The following is a 17,774-nucleotide window of genomic DNA, read 5'->3' on the forward strand; positions in this document are numbered from 1 at the left end:
GATGGCCAACCAGCCCTACGGCTCGAGCGACTTCGATTCGCGCCAGTTCCGGACGGCCATGGGCCAGTTCTGCACCGGCGTCACCGTCATCTCGACCATCGACGCCGACGGGAAGCCGGTCGGCTTCGCGTGCCAGTCCTTCGCGGCGCTGTCGCTCGACCCGCCGCTGGTGATCTTCTGCCCGATGAAGACCTCGCGCAGCTGGCCGGTGATCGAGAAGGCCAGCAACTTCGTCGTCAACGTCCTCTCCCACCAGCAGCAGGAGGTCAGCTCGACCTTCGGCGCACCCGGCGACGACAAGTTCAAGTCGGTCGCCTGGGATCCGTCGCCGCTGGGCCTGCCGGTCATCCGGCACAGCTTGACGTGGGTCGAGTGCGAGATCGAATCCGTCGTTGACGGCGGCGACCACCACATCGTGATCGGTCGCGCCAAGACGCTCGGCGAGGTCCTGCAGGACAAGCCGCTGCTGTTCTACCGCGGTGGCTACCTGTCGACCGAGCACCCGCGCGTCACGCCCGCCCAGGAGGCGCTCGACGACTTCCTCACCTGGACCGGGGGCGACACGTGGCTGTAGGCGGGGAGCAGTCGTCGGAGCTGGCCACCGCGCCGTTTTCTGCCGCCATCGCCGACGCCGAGAAGCTGATCGCCTCGGCTGATTTCGCCGAGACCGACGCCGATCTGGCCGAGGGGTACGACTACCTCGCCGGGTCCATCTCGGCGATCCTGCAACTCGTGCGGGCACACAACAAGTCGCACCCGTACTTCGTGACGTCGACCGGTCCCTACGCGAAGATGGGCCTGGACAACCCGGACACCATCTACTACCACGCGGTCGTCGAGCCGGACGGCACGTACGTCGTCCGCGGCAAGCGCGGCACCACCACCGACCTCAGCTTCCAGGTCCTCTGCGGCGAATACTCCGCCGACTCGGTGCCCGACGGCGACTCCGCCTTCGACGACCGTCGGCTCGACATCGCCGACGACGGCAGCTTCGAGCTGACCTTTGGGCCGCCGGTCGAGCGGAGCGAGGGTGATGTGTCGGTGGATGCCCCGCCGAAGAACTACTTCGTCCTGCCCGACGGCGCGACGACCCTCGCCGTGCGCGAGGTGTACTCCGACTGGGACACCGAGGAGCGCGGCCGCGTCGACATCGAGCGCGTCGACACCGTCGGGACCGCGCCCGACGAGGTGAGTCTGGAGCGCATGAAGCGCCGCTACTCGACGGCCGCCAAGATGCTGACCTCGCGCATCAACACCTGGTTCAACTTCCCCAAGTGGTTCTACCTCGACGAGCCGGTGAACACCTTCACCGCGCCGCGGCCCACCCCCGGCGGGCTGGCGACGCAGTTCTCGTCGGTCGGCCACTACGACCTGCCCGAGGACAAGGCGATGATCGTCACCGTCCCGTGCAGCGACGCCCCCTACCAGGGCTTTCAGCTCGGCAGCCTCTGGTACATCTCGCTCGATTACGTCAACCACCAGACCAGCCTCAACTCGGCGCAGGCGCAGGTCGATCCCGACGGCAAGATCCGCATGGTGATCTCCGCGCGCGACCCCGGCGTCGCGAACTGGGTGGAGACCACCGGGCGCCGCCGCGGCATCATCCAGTTCCGCTGGCAGCGCACCGACTCGCCGATCGGCGCCGACCTCGGTCCGACCGCCGAGGTCGTCGACTTCGGCGACGTGCCGTCGAAACTTCCGTACTACTCCGACAACCAGATCGACGAAGACGGTTGGCGCTCGCGCATCGCGGCCCGCCAGCGCGCCTTCGCAAGGAGGCAATTGGGATGAGTGGACTGTTGGCCGACAAGGTCGTCGTCGTCTCCGGGGTCGGCCCCGGACTCGGGAAGGCGCTGTGTCTGCAGTCCGCCGCCCAGGGCGCCAAGGTCGTGCTCGCCGCGCGCACCGAGTCGCGGCTGAACGAGATCCGTGACGAGATCACCCAGGCCGGCGGCACCGCGCTGTCCGTGCCGACCGACATCACCGTCGACGAGCAGGTCGACAACCTGGTCAAGACGGCCGTCGCCGAATACGGCGGGATCGATGTGCTGTTCAACAACGCGTTCGCGATGCCGTCGATGAAGCCGCTCGCGCGCACCGACTTCGAGCAGATCTCCGCCAGCGTCGAACTCACCGTCCTCGGCACGCTGCGCGTCATCAAGGCCGCCACCGAGGCGCTCGAGGCGTCGAAGGGGTCGATCGTCAACATCAACTCGATGGTGATCCGCCACTCCGAGCCGCGTTACGGCAGCTACAAGCTGACCAAGGCCGCGCTGCTCGCGATGTCGCAGACCCTGGCCACCGAACTGGGCGACAAGGGCATCCGCATCAACAGCGTCGCCCCCGGCTACATCTGGGACGACCAGCTCAAGTGGTACTTCGGCGAGATCGCCAAGAAGTACGGCATCACCCCCGAGCAGGTCTACGAGCAGACCGCGTCGAAGAGCGACCTGAAGCGCCTGCCCGAGCCGGACGAGATCGCCCGCGCCGCACTGTTCCTGGCGTCGGACATGGCCAGCGCGATCACCGGGCACACGCTCGATGTGAACTGCGGCGAATACCATGACTGACACTGCGGCCAGAACGAGTGTCGGGACCGTCGACGACCTGCACGAGTCGGCGACCCGGGCGACCGGCCTCGACGACTTTGGCGCGGACACCGGTTACCGCGAGGCGCTGCAGATCCTGCTGGACTCCTACCGCGACGACGCCGGGCTCACCCCGACGGGGTCGAAGATGTTCCGCTTCTTCCTCAAGGGCGCCCTCGTCGCACGGCTGCTGAGCGAGGCGTCGTGGAAGGGCAACCCCGGCTACGCAGACGTCGAGATCACCCGGCCGATCTTCGTCACTGGCCTGCCGCGCACCGGCACCACGGCACTGCACCGACTGCTCTCGGCCGACCCGAACCACCAGGGCCTCGAGATGTGGCTGGCCGAATTCCCGCAGCCGCGACCGCCGCGCGACACCTGGGCCGACAACCCGGTGTTTCAACAGATCAACGCCGGTTTCTCGCAGCACCACGTCGAGAACCCCGAGTTCATGGGTCTGCACTACATGGACGCCGGCGAGGTCGAGGAGTGCTGGCAGCTGCTGCGCCAGGACATCATGTCGATCTCCTACGAGTCGCTCGCGCACCTGCCCGGCTATTCGCGGTGGTTGGCGCAGCAGGACTGGACCCCGGCCTACGCGCGGCACCGGAAGAACCTGCAACTGATCGGCAGCAACGATCCGGAGAAGCGGTGGGTGCTCAAGAACCCGAGTCACCTGTTCGCCCTCGACGCCCTGATGGCCGCCTACCCCGATGCGCTCGTCGTGCAGACGCACCGTGCGCCGGAGACGATCATCGCCTCGATGTGCAGCCTCGCCGAGGCGGCGACGTCGGGCTGGTCGACGACCTTCGTCGGCGACACCATCGGCGACGACCAGCTCGAGCTGTGGTCGCGCGGGCTGCGCGACTTCCAGTCGGCGCGCCAGAAGTACGACCCGGCGCAGTTCGTCGACGTCGACTTCGCCGACCTGCGCAGCGATCCGTTCGGCACCGTCGACCGCATCTACGCGGCGCTGGGCACCGAGCCGTCGGAGCAGGCGCGCGCGGCGATGGTCGCCCTCGACGAGGAGAGCAAGTCCGGCGATCGCAAGCCGCAGCACCGCTACGACCTCGCCGACTACGGCCTCACCGAGGAACGGGTCCGCGAGGCCTTCGGTTCGGTGGTCGAGTGAATCCCGAGCTTGCGAGGGATTTGTATCGAGACCTCGTGAGCTCATATTCCGGCTGAGCACAGCTATTGACTCCGGCTGCCACACGGCGCACAATTCATCACACGATGAATTAAGGGGTCGCCCATGTCTGCTCCATCCATCGCCGACGCGGTGTCGATCGTCGATCTCCGCGTCGACCGCGGCAAGCTCACCGTCCTGCACGACATCTCGCTGGCCGTGCCGTCGGGCTCGATCACCGGCCTGCTCGGACCGTCGGGTTGCGGGAAGACCACGCTGATGCGCGCAATCGTCGGCACGCAAATCGTCGAGTCCGGAGACGTGACCGTGCTGGGCGAGCCGGCGGGCAGCGCGGGGCTGCGCAAGCGCGTCGGCTACGTCACCCAGGCGCCGAGCATCTACAACGACCTGACCGTCCACGACAACGTCGCCTACTTCGGTGCGCTCTACCGAAAGACCGCCGACGACGTGGCCGCCGCCATCGATCTCGTCGGCCTGAGCGATCGTGCCGGGCACACCGGAGACCAGCTCTCGGGCGGTCAGCGCACGCGTGTCTCGCTCGCCTGCGCGCTCGTCGCCGACCCCGACCTCATCGTCCTCGACGAGCCGACCGTCGGCCTTGACCCGGTGCTGCGCGCCGACCTCTGGGACAGCTTCCACGCCCTTGCGGCCCGTGGCCGGACCCTGCTCGTGTCGAGCCACGTGATGGACGAGGCAGAACACTGCGACCGGTTGCTGCTGATGCGCGACGGTCGGTTGCTCGCAAACCTGACGCCCGAGGAGCTGCGGAAGCAGACGGGGGAGTCCAGCCTGGAAGCCGCCTTCCTGACGTTGATCCGTGAATCGGAGGCGGGGCGATGAGCGCTTATCTCGCGACGACGGTCCGCATCCTCAAGCAGTTGCGCGCCGACCACCGGACGGTCGCGATGATCGTCGTCGTGCCGTCGGTGCTGATGGCGCTGCTGTACTTCATCTACCAGAACACTCCCGCGCTGCCGGGCCAGCCGACGATGTTCGACCGCATCGGGATCAGCATGCTCGGGATCCTGCCGTTCGTCGTGATGTTCCTGATCACCGCGATCGCCATGCAGCGCGAGCGCACGTCGGGCACCCTCGAGCGTTTGATGACGACACCGATGCGCAAGATTGATCTGCTCGGCGGCTACGGCACCGCCTTTGCCGCCGCGGCCGCGGTGCAGGCGGTTGTCGCGTGTGCGGTGAGCTTCGGGCTGCTCGGCCTGCACACCGCGGGCAGCGCGTGGTTGGTGATCCTGGTGGCCGTTGCGGTAGCGGTGCTCGGGGTCGCCCTCGGCCTGCTCGCCAGCGCCTTCGCCCGCACCGAGTTCCAGGCCGTGCAGTTCATGCCGTTGATCACCGCGCCGCAGCTGTTCCTCTGCGGCCTCTTCGTTCCGCGCGACCAGCTGCCCGGCTGGCTGCAGGCGGTCAGCAACGTGATGCCGCTGAGCTATGCGATCGATGCGCTCGACGAGGTTTCCACGACGGCGAGTCCGTCCGGCCAGCTCTGGCGCGATGTCGCCGTGATCGTCGGAATTGCGGTCGTGGCACTGGCCCTCGGGGCGGCGACGCTGCGCCGACGCACGCCGTGACGCGCGGTCCCGGTCGGCCGCCCGGACCGTCCGACACTCGCGAGACGATCCTTGCGGCGGCTCGGGAGCGCTTCGCCGACGTCGGATTCGACAAGGCGTCCATCCGGTCGATCGCGCAGCAAGCCGGCGTTGACCCGGCACTCGTGCACCACTACTTCGGCACGAAGCACGAGTTGTTCATCGAGGTCGTCGCGCTGCCGGTCGACCCGGCGGTCGTGCTGGCGCCGTTGCGCGACGCGCCGTTGGATGCGTTGGGCGAGGCGATCGTGCGCACCCTCGTCGGCATCTGGGACTCGCCGGCCGGGGTCGGAGCGCTCGCGGCGTTCCGAGCGGTGGTGGCCGGTGGCGACGAGTCGTTGTTGCGGACCTTCCTGCTGGAGGTCGCGCTCAAGGGGGTTCGGGACCGGGTCGACCAGGAGGTCGGCGACGGGGACATGCGCATCGCGTTGGTCGCGTCGCAGATGGTCGGGGTGCTCCTCACCCGCAAGATGCTGAAGCTCGAGCCCGTCGCGTCGATGTCGGTAGACGAGCTCGCGGCACGCGTAGGGCCGACGGTGCAGCGCTACTTGACCGGATGACGGCCCACTCGGCGGTCGCGGGGTGCCCACTCGGCGGTCGCGGGGTGCCCACTCGGCGTGCCGGAACCGCCCACTCGGCGGTTAGAGCGCCGTGGCCGCGACGACGTCGGCCGGTTGGCCGAAGAACTGCGCCGCGGAGTGGGCGCGCTTGAAGTACAACTGGATGTCGTGCTCCCAGGTGATGCCGATGCCGCCGTGCAGCTGCACCGCTTCGCCCACCAGGCGGTTGAACGCCTCGGAGCAGTAGACGTGCGCGGCGGCGGCCAGCTCGGACGCCTCCGGGGTGCCGATCGCCTCGACCGCCGCGTACGCGATCGAGCGCGACGTCTCGACGTCGGCGTACATGTCGGCCATCCGATGCTTGAGCGCCTGGAAGGAGCCGATCACGCGACCGAACTGCTTGCGCTGCTGCGCGTACTCGACGGTGAGGCGCAGCGCCGCACCCATCGCGCCGACCTGCTCGACGGCCAGCAGCGACCACGCGAGGTCGCGCAGTCGGGACACCAGATCGTCGGGGGCGGGCACCGCGACCGCGGCGGCGTCGGTGAACGACACCTGCGCGAGCGGTCGGGTCGGGTCCATGGTCGCGACGGGCAGGACCTGTACGCCCGGTGCATCGACCGCGACCGTGTGCAGCGTGACGTGCTTGCCACCTCCCGCCAACACCACCAGGTCGGTGACCGCCTCGGCGTCGCTGACATAGTGCGCGGTGCCGTTCAGGATGCCGCCGTCGGCGGTGACGCCGGGCCGCTCCCACGACGACTCGCTCGCGGCTGCCAGCGTCGCGGTCTTCTCGCCGGCGGCGAGCGCCTCGATCAGGTCCGACGGTCCGCTGCTCTCCGCGGCGATCAACAAGGCACCGGTGGCCAATACGGCCGACGAATACAGCGGAACGGGGGCGAGGGCGCCACCGACTTCTTCGACGACGGCGCCGAGCGCACTCCAACCGGCCCCGACACCGCCCAGTTCCTCGGGCACCGCCAGTGCGGCCGCACCGATTTCGGTCAGTCCGTGCCACAGCTCGGCGTCGGTGCGCTTCTCCGACGAGATGCCCGAACGGACGGCCTCCGGTCCGCCGCGGCGCGCGATCAGGTCGGCGACCGAATCCCGCAGGGCGGCGAGGTCTTCGGCCGAGATCGCCTCGTCACTCATCGCAGCGTCTCCAGGATCCGCTGCCGGTGGGCGGCCGCGGTGCCCCACGCGCTCTGCAGCGCCTGGGTCTTGGTCAGGTACAGCGAGAGGTCGTGCTCGACGGTGTAGCCGATGGCGCCGAGCACCTGCAGCGACCGTCGGGCGGCCAGGTAGGCGGCATCGCCCGCGGCGACCTTGGCGGCGGAGACCTCACGATTCGGCTGCACGTCGTCGGGCACCTGCCCGTCGAGCGCGAGCGCGGCGCCGTGCACCAGCGGGCGGGCCATCTCCAGCGCGATCGCCACGTCGGCGAGGTGGTGCTTCACGGCCTGGAACGAGCCGATCGGCTTGCCGAACTGCTGGCGGGTCTTCGCGTACTCGGCGGCGAGATCGAGCATCGCGGTGCCCAGGCCCAGCAGCTGCGCCGCGGTGGCCAGCGCGCCGTAGTTGAGGACCTCGTCGAGGTCGGCCTTGCCGAGGGAGCTGCCGGGGGTGACGTCGGCAACGGTGCGCGACAGGTCGACGCTGGCCCGCGGATCGCCCGGATCGCCGACCGAGAGCGTGCCGCCCGAGAGGACGTATGCGGTGGCGACGCCGGTGTCGGCGGCGCGCGGCTGCCACGGAGTGGCGGCGAGGGTGGCGAGCCCACCGGCGGCGACCTTGCCCAGCTCGTCGGCGGATCCCGCCGCGCGCAGTGCGATCGGCACCGCGGCGAGGGTTTCGGCCACCGGGCCGGGCACCGCGTGGCGGCCCAGAGCCTCGGCGGAGACGACCATCTCGATCGCGCCCGCGCCGGCACCGCCGTGCTCGTCGTCGACGAGGAGGCCGGTGATGCCGAGCTCGGCGAGCTGGGACCAGAGCTTCAAGCCGGGGGCGGTGTCGCCCGCGGACCAAGCGCGGTTCGCGGCGACGGAATCGGCGCGCTGCGCGAGGCCGTCGATGGTCTCGGCGAGACCGACGTGTTCGTCGTCGAGGAGGAACTCCATGGTCAGCGGTCTCCTCGGGGCAGGCCGAGCAGGCGCTCGGCGATCACGTTGCGCTGGATCTCGTTGGTGCCCGCGTAGATCGGGCCGGACAGCGAGAACAGGTAGCCGTCGGTCCAGCCGTCGACGAGCTCGGCGTCGGCGCCCTGCAGCTCCAGCGCCGTCTCGTGGGCCGCGATGTCCCACTGCGACCAGAAGACCTTGTTGATCGACGACTCCATGCCGAGCTGACCGCCGGCGGCCAGGCGGCTGACAGTCGCGTAGGTCGACAGTTCGTAGGCGCGCGAGCCGATCCACGCGTCGACGACGCCCTGGTCGGTCGACGCCGTGGTCGGGACGGAGTCGCGCCTCTCGCGCCACAGCTTCAGCAGCCGGTCGGTGGTGGCGAGGAAGCGGCCGGGGGAGCGCAGCGAGAGACCGCGCTCGTTGGCGGCGGTGCTCATCGCGACCTTCCAGCCGTTGTTGACCTCCCCGATCACACCGGACTCGGCGGGATTGGCCGGATCGTCGGGGACGAAGACGTCCTCGAGGAACAGTTCGGCGAAGCCGGGCTCGCCGTCGAGCTGGGCGATCGGGCGCACGGTGACGCCCTTGCCGCGCAGGTCGAACATGAAGTACGTCAGGCCCTTGTGGCGCTGCGCCTCCTTGTCCGAGCGGAACAGGCCGAAGCCCCAGTCGGCGAAGCTCGACCGGGAACTCCACGTCTTCTGGCCGTTCAGCAGCCAGCCGCCCTCGGTGCGCGTCGCGGTCGAGCGCAGTGACGCGAGGTCGCTGCCGGCCTCCGGCTCGCTCCACGCCTGGCCCCAGATGTCGTCGGCGCGGGCCATGCGCGGCATGATCCGGTCCAACTGCTCCTTCGACGCGTGCTCGAACAGCGTCGGCGCCAGCAGGAAGATGCCGTTCTGGCTCACGCGGCCCGGTGCGCCGGAGCGGTAGTACTCCTCCTCGAAGATGACCCAGTGCAGCAGCGGCACGTCGCGCCCGCCGTACTCGGTCGGCCAGCTCACGACGGACATGCGGTCGGCGGCCATCTCCGCCTCCCACGCGCGGTGGGCCTCGAAGCCCTCGGCGGTGTCCATCGAGGGCAGTGGCTCGGCCGGCACGTGTGCTTTGAGCCAGGAGCGGACTTCGTCGCGGAACGCGATCGCGTCGTCGTCGAACAGGAGATCCACGGTTGCCCTACTTCTTCTTGGATTCGGCGGAGGACTTCATCGACTTGGCGTCCATGCCGCCCAGCGAGTCCCCGCCGCCCTCGGCGTTGGCGCTGTGCGCGTAGTGGTGCCAGCCGAAGACCGAGTCCATGGCGTTGCGCATACCCATCTGGTCCTCGCAGATGTTGACGGCCTTCTTCGACAGGAACAGGCCCTGCATCGGCATCTCGACCATCTGCTCGGCGATCGCCGTGACCTTGGCGTCCAGCTCGTCACGCGGGACGACGTGGTTGACCATGCCCCAGTCGAGCGCCTGGTTCGCGGTGAACCGCTCGCCGGTGAAGAGGATCTCCTTCGCGCGGCGCGGGCCCAGCACGTAGGCGTGGGCGAAGTACTCGACACCGGGGATGCCCATGCGGGCCACCGGGTCGGAGAAGAAGGCGTCGTCGGAGGCGACGATGAAGTCGCAGCTCCAGGCGAGCATCAGACCGCCGGCGATGCAGGCGCCGTGGACCTGGGCGATGACCGGCTTGGGGATGTCGCGCCAGCGGCGGCACATGCCGAGGTACACCTCGGTTTCGCGGGCCAGGCGCTGATCCGCGCCCTTCTTGTCGGTGTGGTCCCAGTGCAGTGCGGCGACGTTGTCGTAGTAGGTGTCGAAGTCGCGCTCGGGCGTGCCGATGTCGTGGCCGGCCGAGAAGTGCTTGCCGTTCGCCCGCAGGACGATGACCTTCACCGCCGGATCGTCGACCGCCTTGCGGAACGCCGCGTCCAGCGAATACGTCATCACCGAGTTCTGCGCGTTGCGGTAATCGGGGCGGTTCAGCGTCACGTAGGCGAGCGCGCCGTCAAGGGCGGTTTCGTAGGCGACCGGCGTGGTGTCGCTGCCCAGATCGTCGGGGCCGAGCGGGGGTGGGATGACGGCGTCAGTCATGCCGTCCAGCCTAACCTAGCAAGTGCTTGGTTGGTAGCGGGTGGGGTGGATGAGCTCAGGTGCGCTGTCGGCCGACGGCGACGAGGATGGCGGTGGCGATCAGCAGCAACGCAAGACTGGTCACGATCACACGCGTCGGGGTCCCTTGGTGGGCGACGACGGGCGTAGGGAGAAGCGGCGGGCCGGCATGGGCGCGAACGTCATTTTCAGCAACGTTCAAGTTGTCGCACAGCCACGCGCCGTACGTGCCCGGGCTCTTCTCATCGCGTGCCAGCACCAGCACTGTCTGCTTGCCCAACTCGGGCTCGACGCCGCAAGCGGCCGAGTTGGTCGAGTCGATCTGGAGCAGCTCGGGCAGCGCCTTCTTGTAACTGCGGTCGACGGTGAAGTCGATCTTCGTGCCGTCGCCGGCGCGCTTGATTCTCGTTGGTGTGCCCACCGCGATGGCGGCCGCGTCCGCGATCACCTCGTTGGCGGGCGCTGGCGCACATGAGCACGCGCAGGCGGTGCCGACACCGAAGCCCGTCGCGATCAGCGCGGACGCACCGCACAGCAGCACGGCGACCACCATCGCCACTGTGCGCTGCCCGATCCTCATGGACGCACTCTAAGCGCGTTGGTCCGCGACTCAGGCGCACCTGGGAAAACCGCCGAAGTTCGGGCACAGTGGAGATATGAGCACTCCGCAGCCCTCCAACGGCGCCGCCGGCCCCTCGGGCCTCAACCTGTGGAAGGTCGCCGCCATCGTCGGCGTCGGCCTGGTCCTGCTGATGATCCTGGAGCCGATCATCAAGGGTCTGATCTGGATCGGCATCCTCGCGCTGGCCGTCTACGGCGGCCTCGTGCTGTTCACCGGCGGCAAGTCCGGCACCAAGCAGTAGTTACGCGTTCTCCTGCGCCGGCAGCGACGCGACGAGCGGCGCGTCGGCCGGTGTGACACCGGTCTTGCCCGCCCCGCCGGGCGAACCGAGCGGCTCGGGCTGGCCGGGCAGCAGCTTCTCTAAGAAGTCGGCGTTGTCGGTGGTGTAGTCGACCCACTCGTCGGGCAGGTCGTCCTCGTAGAAGATTGCCTCGACCGGGCACACCGGTTCACACGCGCCGCAATCGACGCACTCGTCCGGGTGGATGTAGAGGCTGCGCGAACCCTCGTAGATGCAGTCGACCGGGCACTCCTCGACGCAGGCACGGTCCTTGACGTCGACGCAGGGCTGGGCGATCACATAGGTCACGGCTCAGCCCCGGTTCGCGTCGAAGGGCTCGATCGTCAACGACGGCTCGCGGTGGTTGTGCACGGTGAGGTAGCTCAGGCCGTCGTCGCCCGCGGCGAACGAGCGCCGGGAAAAGCGCGGGAGCCACACCAGGTCGCCGGCGGTCACCGCGACGTCGCCGCCCTCGGTGCCGACGGTGCCCGAGCCGGCCAGGATGTGGACCAGGACGTCGACCTCGCCACCGGTGTGGGTGTCGATCGAGCCGCCCGGTGCCAGGCGGATCAGGTTGGCGTCGAGGTGCCGGTCGCGCAGGTCGAGCTTCCACGCGACGTCGGCGGCATCGGTGGGGTTTGCGGTCAGTTCGGCGGAGTTGCCCAGCTTGCGGGGGAGCGCGGTCGACGCGGTCTTGCCGATGCGGATGCGGTAGTCGCGCTTCTCCCGCACCAGGTAGTCCCACGAGTAGCTGCCGGGGCGCTCGACCTCGAACTCGTCGTGCAGGTGCCGCGGATCGTGGTCGTTGACCAGGATGAGCGCCTCGCCGGCGCCGAGGCTGTCGAACAGGGCGAAGATCTTCGGGTGTCGCTGCGGTTTGGGGATCTCCCGGACGTCGATGATCGGAGATTCCGCCGGGGCAGCCATGAGACCCGCCTTTCGCCTCGTTTTCGCAGGTAGCGAATTTAGTTAATCGTTGTAGTGAAAATCCTACCGACGGCGCGGCGACGGCGACAGGGACCTTCGGCCTGCTAGCGGCCGGAGCCGAGCAGGGCCGCTGAGGCGACCGCGGCCCGTCCGACGCGGTCGAGGTCGTCGGCCGACATGGTCGCGTTCGGGCAGGCGACCACCGACGCAACCACCCGGTCGCCGTCGAAGACGGGGGCGCCGACGGTGACCGCGCCGACCTCGCCGACGAGCTCGGCGGGCAGGTAGTCAATGGCCGCCAGCTCGGACACCAGCGCGCCCACCCGCGAGCGCAGCGACGCCGGCACGCTCGACATCTCGGCGAGCGAGTCCATCACCGCCCGGTGCTCGTCGGTGATGCGCTCGACGGAGTAGCCGCGGTCGGCGACGGCGGTCAGCACGCGGCGCAGTCGGTCGCGGTCCTCGGGGCGCGCCCGACCCAGCCACCGCTGCTGGACGTCGGCGGGCTCCCACGCGAGGAACTCGCGACAGATCGGCGGGCGCAGCGTGATCGGTCGGCCGATCTGCAGGTGCGGGGCATCGGTGCGGTCGGGCGCGTATTCGACGACGGTGATCGTGTCGTCGTCGATACGGCGGGCGAGGAAGACCGGCATGCCCAAGTCCGATGACAGCGCGGCCAGCACCGGGCGGGCGCTCGTGCTGAGCCGGTCGCCGTCGAGGGCGCGGGCGGCGGTGGCCAGGAAATCCGGACCGAGGGTGATGGTGCCCGCGTCGTCCCGGTTGAGCCAGCCGAGGCCGACCAATTCGGCGACAATCGCGTGGGCCGTCGCCCGGGACATGCCGGTGTCGCGCACAATGTCGGCCAGGGTGCTGTGCCGATCGGGCCGGGTGGTCGACGCGTCGACGACGGCGGCGAGCACGGCGACCGCGCGCCGCGTCGGCGGCGACGGTTGACGCTCGGTCGGCTGATCGCCTACGGTCGGTGTCATATTATCAACACCTACCGTCGAATACTCGACAAGTCAACCGAAAGCGTCATCGTGAGCGAAACCCGCTACGAGCTGTCTCACCTGCAGGCACTCGAGGCCGAATCGGTGCACATCTTCCGCGAGGTGGCCGCAAACTTCAGCAACCCCGGGTTGCTGTTCTCCGGCGGCAAGGACTCCGTGGTCATGTACGCGGTCGCGCGCAAGGCCTTCTGGCCGGCGCCGCCGCCGTTCACCCTGATGCACGTCGACACCGGCCACAACTTCGACGAGGTCATCGAGTTCCGCGACCGCCTCGTCGAGGAGACCGGTGCCCGCCTGGTGGTCAGCCACGTCCAGGACGACATCGACGCCGGCCGCGTCGTCGAACAGACCGGGCCGGGCACCAGCCGCAACCGGCTGCAGACCGCCGCGCTGCTGCGGGGCATCACCGAGAACGGCTTCGACGCGGTGTTCGGCGGCGCCCGCCGCGACGAGGAGAAGGCCCGTGCCAAGGAGCGCGTCTTCAGCTTCCGCAACCGCGAGGGCGGCTGGGACCCGCGCGCCCAGCGCCCCGAGCTCTGGCACCTCTACAACGGTCGCCACCACCCTGGCGAGCACATCCGCGTGTTCCCGCTCTCCAACTGGACCGAGCTCGACATCTGGCAGTACATCGCCGCCGAGGAGATCGAGCTGCCGTCCATCTACTACGCGCACGAGCGCCAGGTCGTCCCGCGCGACGGCATGCTGCTCGCGCAGACCCGCTTCCTGGAGACCTACCCGGGGGAGAAGGCGCACGTCGAGCGCGTGCGGTTCCGCACCGTCGGCGACGCCACCTGCACCGGCTGCGTCGAGTCCGACGCCGACACCGTCGAGAAGGTCATCGAGGAGATCTCGTCGACGCGCATCACCGAGCGCGGTGCGACCCGCGCCGACGATCGCATCTCCGAGGCGGGCATGGAAGACCGGAAGAAGGAGGGCTACTTCTGATGGCTGCCAAGTCCACGTCGAAAAGCAAGACCAAGAGCAAGGCCAAGGCCGACGCCAAGCCCGAGCGTGACCGCAGCGAACTGCTGCGCCTGGCGACCGCCGGCTCGGTCGACGACGGGAAGTCGACGCTGATCGGCCGCCTGCTCTACGACTCGAAGAGCATCTTCACCGACCAGCTCGAGGCGATCGAGCGGACCAGCGCCCAGCGCGGCACCGAGTTCACCGACCTCGCACTGCTCACCGACGGCCTGCGCGCCGAGCGGGAACAGGGCATCACCATCGACGTCGCCTACCGGTACTTCTCCACGCCGCGGCGCAAATTCATCATCGCCGACACCCCCGGCCACGTGCAGTACACGCGCAACATGGTCACCGGCGCGTCGACCGCGGACCTGGCGATCATCCTCATCGACGCGCGCAAGGGCGTGTTGGAGCAGACCCGTCGGCACGCCTTCCTGTCGTCGCTGCTGGGCATCCCGCACCTGACGATCTGCGTCAACAAGATGGACCTCGTCGACTGGTCGCAGGAGCGCTTCGAGGAGATCCGCGCGGAGTTCCACGAGTTCGCGGCCAAGCTGAACGTCTCCGACCTCACCTTCATCCCGATCTCCGCGCTCGTCGGCGACAACGTCGTCACCGAGTCGGCGAACATGGACTGGTACACCGGCCGCACGCTGCTGAGCCACCTCGAAGAGGTCTACATCGCCAGCGACCGGAACCTGATCGACGCCCGACTGCCGGTGCAGTACGTGGTCCGCCCGCAGGACACCGTCGGCTCCGACCACCGCGCGTACGCGGGCACGGTCGCGGGCGGCCGGTTCGTCGTCGGCGACGAGGTCGTCGTGCTGCCCAGCGGCTTCACGTCGACGATCACGAGCCTGTGGGCGCCCGGCGGCACCAAGGTCGACGAGGCGTTCGCCGGCATGGCGGTCACCGCCGAGCTCGCCGACGAGATCGACATCGTGCGCGGCGACATGCTCGCGCGGCCCAACAACCGGCCGCACGTCGGGCGCGACCTTGACGCGCTGGTCTGCTGGTTCAACGAGGACATGGACCTCGAACCGGGCAAGCGGTACATCCTGCAGGGCGCGACGTCGGCGACGCGCACCGAGGTCTCCGAGCTCAACTACCGCCTCGACGTCAACACGCTGCACCGCGACGCCGAGGCGGACCGGCTCTCGCTCAACGAGATCGGCCGCGTCTGGCTGCACCTGCGCGAGCCGATGATGTTCGACGCCTATCAGCGCAACCGGGAGACGGGCAGCTTCATCCTCGTCGACGAGGCGACCAACAAGACCGTCGCCGCGGGCATGATCACCGGCCCGCACACCCACAACGCCAACATCGTCTGGCAGACCACCAAGGTCACCCGCGACCAGCGCGCCAACCTCGGTGCGACGCTGTGGATGACCGGGCTCTCGGGATCGGGCAAGTCGACGCTGGCCGTCGAACTGGAGCGCCGGCTCATCGCGCAGGGCCGCCCGGCCTACATCCTCGACGGCGACAACCTGCGGCACGGCCTCAACGCCGACCTCGGGTTCTCCGAGGCGGATCGCCAGGAGAACATGCGGCGCACGGCGCAGGTCGCGGCCTTGTTCGCAGACGCCGGCGTGGTGGCGATCGTGTCGCTGATCAGCCCGTTCGCCGCGGACCGTGCGGCTGCCCGGGAGATCCACCTCGACCAGGCGCTCGAGTTCCACGAGATCTTCGTCGACACCCCGCTCGAGGACTGCGAGGAGCGCGACCCGAAGGGCCTCTACGCCAAGGCGCGGGCCGGTGAGATCCGCGACTTCACCGGGATCGACTCGCCATACGAGCGCCCATTGAACGCGGACATCGTCGTGAAGCCGGCCGACGGGCCCGCGGGCGACGTCGCCGAGGCCATCCTGCGGGACCTGGGGCTGTAGTGGTCGCGCTCAGTCCCGACCTCTCCGACGTCGAGCTGTCCGCAGCCCTGGCGACGGCGGCCGGCGACCTGCTGCTGTCGGTGCGCGCCGATTCCGGCTTGGCCGGGCGCGAACTCGGCGACGCCGGCGACCGCCGCTCCGACGACTTCCTGCAGGCGCAGCTGAAGCAGCTGCGCCCCGACGACGCGGTGCTCAGCGAGGAATCCGCCGACGACCTCTCGCGGCTCGAGGCGCGCCGGGTGTGGATCGTCGACCCGGTCGACGGCACCCGCGAGTACGGCACCGACGGTCGCGCCGATTGGGCCGTGCACGTCGCGCTCTGGGAGGCCGGGGACTTGGTCGCCGGATCGGTCGCGCTGCCCGCGCTGGGCGTCACCTACTCGTCGGACGGCGCATCCGTCGCCCCGGCCACCGGTCTCGTCTCCGCGCACACCGGGCGCACGCGGGTCGTCGTCAGCGGTTCGCGTCCGCCCGCCTTCGCCGACGCGGTGGCCGGGGCGCTCGACGCGGAGCTCGTGCCGTGCGGCTCGGCCGGTGCGAAGGCGATGGCCGTCGTCCGCGGCGAGGCCGACGCCTACGTCCACGGCGGCGGTCAGTTCGAGTGGGATTCGGCGGCACCCGTTGCCGTCGCGCGTGCGAAGGGCCTGTGGTGCAGCCGCGTCGACGGCTCGCCGCTGGTCTACAACCAGCGGGACACGTTCCTGCCCGACCTGGTCATATGCCGGCCCGACCTCGCCCAGCCGATCCTCGACGCGATCGCGGCACATCGGTCCGCATAACCGGTCGATCCGCTGCTCGCTGGCTATTCTCATAGCCGTGAACACCCACGCCCGCCGCACGTTGCCCGTCCGCTGGACGATGCTCGCCATCGTCGTGGCGCTCCTGGGCACCATGGCCTCGCTGCCCATGGCCGCGCGGGCGCACGCCGAGCCGCGGACGGTGACCGTCGCGATGAGCACCGTCCAGCCGTTCTCGGTACACACCAACGGGCGACACAGCGGCTTCACCGTCGACGTGTGGAACGAAATCGCGCGCCGGCAGGGGTGGAACACCGTGTACCGCGAGGAGCATGACGTTCCGGCGCAGCTGGACGCGATCGCCAACGGCACCGCCGACGTCGCCGGTGGCGGCGTCGCGATCACCTCCGAACGCTCCGCCCGGTTCGACTTCTCCCAGCCGACGCTCAACGCCGGGCTGCAGATCATGGTGCCCGCGACCGCCAGCGAGCATGAAACCCCCGGACTGCTCGACTTCGTCAAACTCCTCGCGACCAAGCCGATGCTGCTGTGGCTGCTCTCGGCGCTGATCCTGGCGCTCATCCCGGCCCACGTCTATTGGCTCGTCGAACGCAGGCAGGAGGACTCGGAGATATCGCGGTCGTACTTCCCGGGAATCCTGCAATCGCTGGGCGCGGCCCTCGGGGAACTGATCGCCGCCGGCGACCATGCGCCGCGGCACTGGCTCACCCGGTCCTTGACGCTGCTGTGGGCCTTTGTCGGCGTCATCTTCGTGGCCTTCTACACCGCGTCGCTCACCGCACACCTGACCGTCGACAAGTTCGACGCCCAGATCCAGAGTCCGCGCGACCTCTTCGGGAAGAAGGTGGCGACTGTCGCCAAGTCCACCTCGGCGGAATATCTGGCCACCAATGGGATCGCCGCGACCGAGATGAACGAGGTGGCGGACGCGTTGAACTCGGTCGACAAGGGGTACGACGCGGTGGTCTACGACGCGCCGGTGCTGCGCTACTTCCTCAACCACGGCGGCGCCGGCATCGCGCAGGTCACCGGACCGATCTTCGAGGCCGAGGACTACGGGTTCGCCTTCCCCGAGGGGAGTGAACTCCGCAAAGACGTCGACGCATCGCTACTCGCCATGCGTGAGGACGGGACCTACGACCGCATCAAGCAGGGGTGGTTCGGCAAAGACGAGGATGCCGACGGCAGCGGACCGAACTGACTCGG

At 69.2% G+C, this 17,774-nt stretch carries 20 protein-coding genes; 12 read left to right on the plus strand and 8 right to left on the minus strand.

Annotated elements, in window-relative coordinates:
* The first annotated feature begins 1 nt into the window (after nt 1).
* The 7 genes from hsaB (at nt 2) to QM728_RS02390 (ending at nt 5,902) form a co-directional block, all read left to right on the plus strand.
* Complete coding sequence (gene hsaB, locus QM728_RS02360) at nt 2–574, plus strand: 3-hydroxy-9,10-secoandrosta-1,3,5(10)-triene-9,17-dione monooxygenase reductase subunit (RefSeq protein WP_415030447.1); 573 nt, start codon at nt 2–4, stop codon at nt 572–574.
* Entirely contained in the window at nt 565–1,791 is a 1,227-nt protein-coding gene (locus QM728_RS02365) for a hypothetical protein (protein ID WP_415030448.1), read from the plus strand. Before hsaB ends, QM728_RS02365 begins: the two co-directional genes overlap by 10 nt.
* Nucleotides 1,788–2,570 carry an SDR family oxidoreductase gene (locus tag QM728_RS02370; protein ID WP_415030449.1) on the plus strand — a complete coding sequence of 261 codons (783 nt, stop codon included), beginning with the start codon at nt 1,788–1,790 and terminating at the stop codon, nt 2,568–2,570. Before QM728_RS02365 ends, QM728_RS02370 begins: the two co-directional genes overlap by 4 nt.
* Entirely contained in the window at nt 2,563–3,720 is a 1,158-nt protein-coding gene (locus QM728_RS02375) for a sulfotransferase family protein (protein WP_415030450.1), read from the plus strand. Before QM728_RS02370 ends, QM728_RS02375 begins: the two co-directional genes overlap by 8 nt.
* A gap of 123 nt (nt 3,721–3,843) precedes the next feature.
* Entirely contained in the window at nt 3,844–4,578 is a 735-nt protein-coding gene (locus tag QM728_RS02380) for an ABC transporter ATP-binding protein (protein WP_415030451.1), read from the plus strand.
* A complete protein-coding gene (locus QM728_RS02385; protein WP_415030452.1) occupies nt 4,575–5,324 on the plus strand; it encodes an ABC transporter permease in 750 nt (249 codons plus the stop codon). The genes QM728_RS02380 and QM728_RS02385 overlap by 4 nt, the downstream gene beginning before the upstream one ends.
* Nucleotides 5,321–5,902, plus strand: coding sequence for a TetR family transcriptional regulator (locus QM728_RS02390; RefSeq protein WP_415030453.1), 582 nt, complete (start codon nt 5,321–5,323; stop codon nt 5,900–5,902). Before QM728_RS02385 ends, QM728_RS02390 begins: the two co-directional genes overlap by 4 nt.
* A gap of 81 nt (nt 5,903–5,983) precedes the next feature.
* Here the strand turns inward: QM728_RS02390 and QM728_RS02395 are convergent, their stop codons facing one another.
* Genes QM728_RS02395 through QM728_RS02415 form a run of 5 tightly spaced genes read right to left on the minus strand, consistent with a single transcriptional unit; the run spans nt 5,984 to nt 10,699 of the window.
* Complete coding sequence (locus QM728_RS02395) at nt 5,984–7,054, minus strand: acyl-CoA dehydrogenase family protein (protein ID WP_415030454.1); 1,071 nt, start codon at nt 7,052–7,054, stop codon at nt 5,984–5,986.
* The gene (locus tag QM728_RS02400; RefSeq protein WP_415030455.1) at nt 7,051–8,019 is read right to left on the minus strand and encodes an acyl-CoA dehydrogenase family protein; all 969 of its coding nucleotides are present in this window, start codon (nt 8,017–8,019) and stop codon (nt 7,051–7,053) included. The genes QM728_RS02395 and QM728_RS02400 overlap by 4 nt, the downstream gene beginning before the upstream one ends.
* Nucleotides 8,020–8,021: 2 nt before the next feature.
* Nucleotides 8,022–9,188: an acyl-CoA dehydrogenase family protein gene (locus QM728_RS02405; RefSeq protein ID WP_415030456.1), complete on the minus strand. Its 1,167-nt coding sequence runs from the start codon at nt 9,186–9,188 to the stop codon at nt 8,022–8,024.
* 7 nt (nt 9,189–9,195) lie between these two features.
* The gene (locus QM728_RS02410; protein ID WP_415030457.1) at nt 9,196–10,101 is read right to left on the minus strand and encodes an enoyl-CoA hydratase; all 906 of its coding nucleotides are present in this window, start codon (nt 10,099–10,101) and stop codon (nt 9,196–9,198) included.
* A 55-nt stretch (nt 10,102–10,156) separates the two neighbouring features.
* Complete coding sequence (locus tag QM728_RS02415; RefSeq protein WP_415030458.1) at nt 10,157–10,699, minus strand: hypothetical protein; 543 nt, start codon at nt 10,697–10,699, stop codon at nt 10,157–10,159.
* A gap of 76 nt (nt 10,700–10,775) precedes the next feature.
* Here QM728_RS02415 and QM728_RS02420 point away from each other — a divergent pair, with 76 nt between their 5' ends.
* Entirely contained in the window at nt 10,776–10,982 is a 207-nt protein-coding gene (locus QM728_RS02420) for a hypothetical protein (RefSeq protein ID WP_415030459.1), read from the plus strand.
* On the opposite strand, the gene fdxA is transcribed toward QM728_RS02420, so the two are convergent.
* From fdxA to QM728_RS02435, 3 genes are all read right to left on the minus strand, one after another.
* Nucleotides 10,983–11,330 carry a ferredoxin gene (fdxA, locus tag QM728_RS02425; RefSeq protein ID WP_415030460.1) on the minus strand — a complete coding sequence of 116 codons (348 nt, stop codon included), beginning with the start codon at nt 11,328–11,330 and terminating at the stop codon, nt 10,983–10,985. It abuts the gene before it with no gap.
* A gap of 3 nt (nt 11,331–11,333) precedes the next feature.
* On the minus strand, nt 11,334–11,948 hold the full coding sequence (locus QM728_RS02430; RefSeq protein ID WP_415030461.1) for a DUF2249 domain-containing protein: 615 nt from the start codon (nt 11,946–11,948) through the stop codon (nt 11,334–11,336).
* A gap of 104 nt (nt 11,949–12,052) precedes the next feature.
* Nucleotides 12,053–12,937, minus strand: a complete 885-nt coding sequence (locus tag QM728_RS02435) for an IclR family transcriptional regulator (protein ID WP_415030462.1) — start codon at nt 12,935–12,937, stop codon at nt 12,053–12,055.
* Nucleotides 12,938–12,988: 51 nt separating this feature from the next.
* On the opposite strand from QM728_RS02435, the gene cysD reads away from it, so the two are divergent.
* From cysD to QM728_RS02455, 4 genes are read left to right on the plus strand one after another with little or no spacing between them, the layout of a single operon-like run.
* Complete coding sequence (gene cysD / locus QM728_RS02440) at nt 12,989–13,903, plus strand: sulfate adenylyltransferase subunit CysD (RefSeq protein ID WP_415030463.1); 915 nt, start codon at nt 12,989–12,991, stop codon at nt 13,901–13,903.
* Entirely contained in the window at nt 13,903–15,810 is a 1,908-nt protein-coding gene (gene cysC / locus QM728_RS02445) for an adenylyl-sulfate kinase (protein WP_415030464.1), read from the plus strand. The genes cysD and cysC overlap by 1 nt, the downstream gene beginning before the upstream one ends.
* Nucleotides 15,810–16,589, plus strand: a complete 780-nt coding sequence (locus tag QM728_RS02450; RefSeq protein WP_415030465.1) for a 3'(2'),5'-bisphosphate nucleotidase CysQ — start codon at nt 15,810–15,812, stop codon at nt 16,587–16,589. Before cysC ends, QM728_RS02450 begins: the two co-directional genes overlap by 1 nt.
* 37 nt (nt 16,590–16,626) lie before the next feature.
* A complete protein-coding gene (locus tag QM728_RS02455) occupies nt 16,627–17,769 on the plus strand; it encodes a transporter substrate-binding domain-containing protein (RefSeq protein ID WP_415030466.1) in 1,143 nt (380 codons plus the stop codon).
* The last annotated feature ends 5 nt before the right edge of the window (nt 17,770–17,774 follow it).

This window comes from Gordonia sp. (in: high G+C Gram-positive bacteria) (assembly GCF_047602025.1).
GTDB lineage: Bacteria > Actinomycetota > Actinomycetes > Mycobacteriales > Mycobacteriaceae > Gordonia.